General features: G+C 45.7%; 3 protein-coding genes. All 3 read left to right on the top strand.

Translation table 11 applies throughout. The annotated features are described in order from the left end of the window. The first annotated feature begins 56 nt into the window (after positions 1 to 56). Positions 57 to 1,409, top strand: coding sequence for a TolC family protein (locus tag PHU49_16160; protein MDD5245544.1), 1,353 nt, complete (start codon positions 57 to 59; stop codon positions 1,407 to 1,409). A gap of 25 nt (positions 1,410 to 1,434) precedes the next feature. Next, positions 1,435 to 2,541: an efflux RND transporter periplasmic adaptor subunit gene (locus PHU49_16155; GenBank protein MDD5245543.1), complete on the top strand. Its 1,107-nt coding sequence runs from the start codon at positions 1,435 to 1,437 to the stop codon at positions 2,539 to 2,541. Positions 2,542 to 2,613: 72 nt separating this feature from the next. Further along, positions 2,614 to 3,350, top strand: a 737-nt coding sequence (locus tag PHU49_16150) for an efflux RND transporter permease subunit (GenBank protein ID MDD5245542.1), incomplete at its 3' end; no start/stop codon positions are given.

Raw genomic sequence — 3,350 nt, 5'->3', positions numbered from 1 at the left:
GTTTTTAAAAAGGGAAGCGCAATGATGGCAGCACAGAACCACAAACGGGGGCTGACATGAAAACATTCGTATTTTCATGTTTTGTAATTGTGTTGGTATGTTCACAGGTTTTAGCGTTGGAGTATACGCTTGATGATCTTTATAAAATGGCCCTGGAACGTTCTGAAAAGATAAAAATATCCGAGGAAGACCTGTTTATCGCTGAAAAAGGGAGAGACAAGGCGCTGTCTGCTTTACTGCCAAAATTATCAGGAGTAGGTGGCTATACCAGCTATAAAAATAATAAGGTCAACGATAACGACAGCTTGATCCAGCCCGATGATACGGCAAACTGGGGCTTCAGGCTTGACCAGTCATTCTCCCTTGCAGGAAGGGAGATTATCGCTTACGGGATAGCAAAGAACAGCATTGGTAAAAGCAGATACGACCTTTTTGCCGTTAAAGAAGGATACATGTATACCGTCACCAGCACATACTACGACCTGATGAAGGCAAAGAAGGTCGTCGATATCGCAAGGCAAAATGTGGAGAGACTGACAAAGTACAGGGACGCAGCCTCGACCCGGTTAAAAGTAGGAGAGGTTACGAAAACAACGCTCCTGCGAGCAGAGGCTGAATTGTCAGGGGCGCAATCTGATCTGATTAAGGCTGAAAACATCCGGAAACTGGCAAAGGCTGTCCTTGCGAGGGTTGTAGGTATTCATGGTGACTTTGAGATTAAAGAGACCCAGGATCTGTTACTGGCAGCTTCCCGTTCTGATGATATTGATAGTGTTGTAAAGGGATGTAAATTACCAACCGTTGTTTGTCTGAAAGAGACCGCATACACGGAACGGGCCGAGTTAAGGTCGTCGGATCTGCAGAAGAGTATAGCCGGTGCCGCGGTTAAATTCACGAGGGGCTCCTACTGGCCTGTGGTTGCCGTCGAAGGCGCGTACCAGAGAAAGATTGAGAGTCCCGAAACGCAGAGTCTTATAAGGGATAACCTGTATGGCGGCGTAAGGCTTGTCTTCCCTTTCTTTGAAGGCGGATTAAGGGCCGCAGAGGTCCAGGAGGCTGTTGCAAAAAAGAGGCAGGCTGATTATACCTTTGAAGATATAAAAAAATCAGTGACTGTTGAAGTTGAAAATGCTTATCTCGATTTTCTCACACAAAAAGGTATCCTGAAATCCCTTGAGGATCAGCTTGTCTTTGCAAAAGATAATTTCAATGCCGTTTCGAAGCAGTTCGAATATGGACTTGCCCACAGCATTGACGTTATGGATGCCAATACGCTGCTTGTTACAGCACAGAGACAGCTGGCTGATGTTATATACAATTACCAGTTATCGGTCGCCAGATTGAGAAGGACAACGGGCACGTTGTTGCAGTTTGTTGTGAGCAGCAACGCAGCCCTTAAAAAACCCTGATTGCAGACGTGGAGGAACAAAGAGGATGAAAGAGAAACGGTTCATTCATGTTGTATTGTGTATAGTCGTTGCCGCATCATGCCTGTTCATGGGGGATGGTTGTAAAAATAAGGATGATAAAGCATCTCAGGAGAAGACCTATAATGTAATTGTCAGGGTATCAGAAAAGCAGCAGTTGCGCCCTTTTATAGAGGCAACAGGAACATTAAATCCATACGAGGAAGTAAATATCGGTGCAGAGATAGATGGAATTATCAAGAGCGTAAAAGTCGATGAAGGCACAGCGGTTACAAAAGGCATGCTTCTTGCGACAATAGACGATATTGAGTACTCCAACGAGGTTATCAGGGCTGAGGCATTTCTTAAACAGACCAAAGCAACGCTCGCCAATACAAAGATTGAATTCACAAGAAAAGAAACCCTTTACAAAGAACAGCTTGTTACCAGTCAACAGTATGACGATGTATCTACAAGATTGGTCTATGCAGAGTCTGAGGTAGAAAGGGCCAGGGCGGCCTTAACCATTGCAAAACAGAAGCTTGCAAAGACGAAGATCTTTTCACCTCTCGCTTCCAGGGTAAAGGAGAAAAAGGTTTCATCCGGTGATTTTGTAAAAGTCGGCACCTCTCTTTTTGTCCTTATACAACCTAATCCTCTCAAGGTTCGGTTTACCGTGCCCGAAAAGGATGTTGGAAAACTTAAGGTCGGTCAGGATGTGATATTGAAGGTCGATGCCTTTAAGGATAGGGAGTTTAAAGGCAAAGTGAGTATTGTCTTCCCGAGCCTCGAGGAAAAAACCCGGACACTGGCGGTCGAAGCACTGGTTCCTAATTCCGATGGTATGTTAAAACCAGGTCTGTTTACGAGGGTAATATTGTACACGGGTGCCGCAAAAGACACTATAGTAGTTCCCATAACAGCGCTTCTATATGAGGCTGAAAAGGTAAAATTATTCACCGTCAGTGGTGACAGGGCAAAAGAGATGCAGGTAAAGATCGGAAGCAAGTATGGGGAGATGATGGAGATAACAGAAGGGATAAAAGAAGGGGAAAAGATTGTTGTTGCGGGCCAGCAAAGCCTTTCGGAAGGAGTGAAGGTAAGCGTCCAGGTGAGAGAGGGAAGTAAACAGTGATAATAGCATATTGCGGATTAATAAAAGGATATTCAACAATCGGCAGTCGGCAAACGGCAATCGAGGTATAAAGTGTGGCTGGCTGATACATCTGTAAAACGCCCTGTTTTTGCAACCATGTTAGTTTTAGTCCTTGTTGTGCTGGGGGTTGTGAGCTACCCGAATATCGGTGTTGATCTTTTTCCGAAGATTGATTTGCCGATCGTAAATATCAGAACAACACTCAAAGGCGCCAGCTCCGAGATCATGGATATCGACGTCACGGACAAGATCGAAGAGGCGGTCAATACAATAAACGGCATAAAGACGATTGCGTCTACGAGCACTGAAGGCGCATCGGTAATTACCATCGAGTTCGTGCTCGAAAGGGATATCGACCTTGCGGTGCAGGATGTGCGGGAGAAGATCTCGATCATCAGGTCAAAACTGCCGACCGACATAGACGAACCGATTGTCGAAAAGGTGGACCCCGATGCAACACCTGTCCTGTGGTTTGCCCTTCACGGCGATAAATCACCCCGGGATCTTTCCACGTATGCGAATGAAGTGCTGAAAGAACAATTTCAAAGAATCAACGGTGTGGGGGCATTAAGGCTCTACGGATTACGTCTCAGGCAGGCAAGGATATGGCTGGATAATGACAGGCTGCGGTCTTATGGAATTACCGCACAGGACGTATCCGGCGCGCTCGCAAGGGGCAATATTGAACTGCCGGGTGGATCGATTGAGGGAGATACAAAGGAATACACGGTAAAGGTCAAGGGTGAATTTCCAACCATCCAGGACTTTAATAATCTCATCGTAGGTTA

The sequence above is a fragment of the Syntrophorhabdaceae bacterium genome, from assembly GCA_028713955.1.
Lineage (GTDB): Bacteria > Desulfobacterota > Syntrophorhabdia > Syntrophorhabdales > Syntrophorhabdaceae > UBA5609.
Note: the sequence above shows the minus strand (reverse complement) of the source record. Positions and strands in the feature narration are given on the sequence as shown.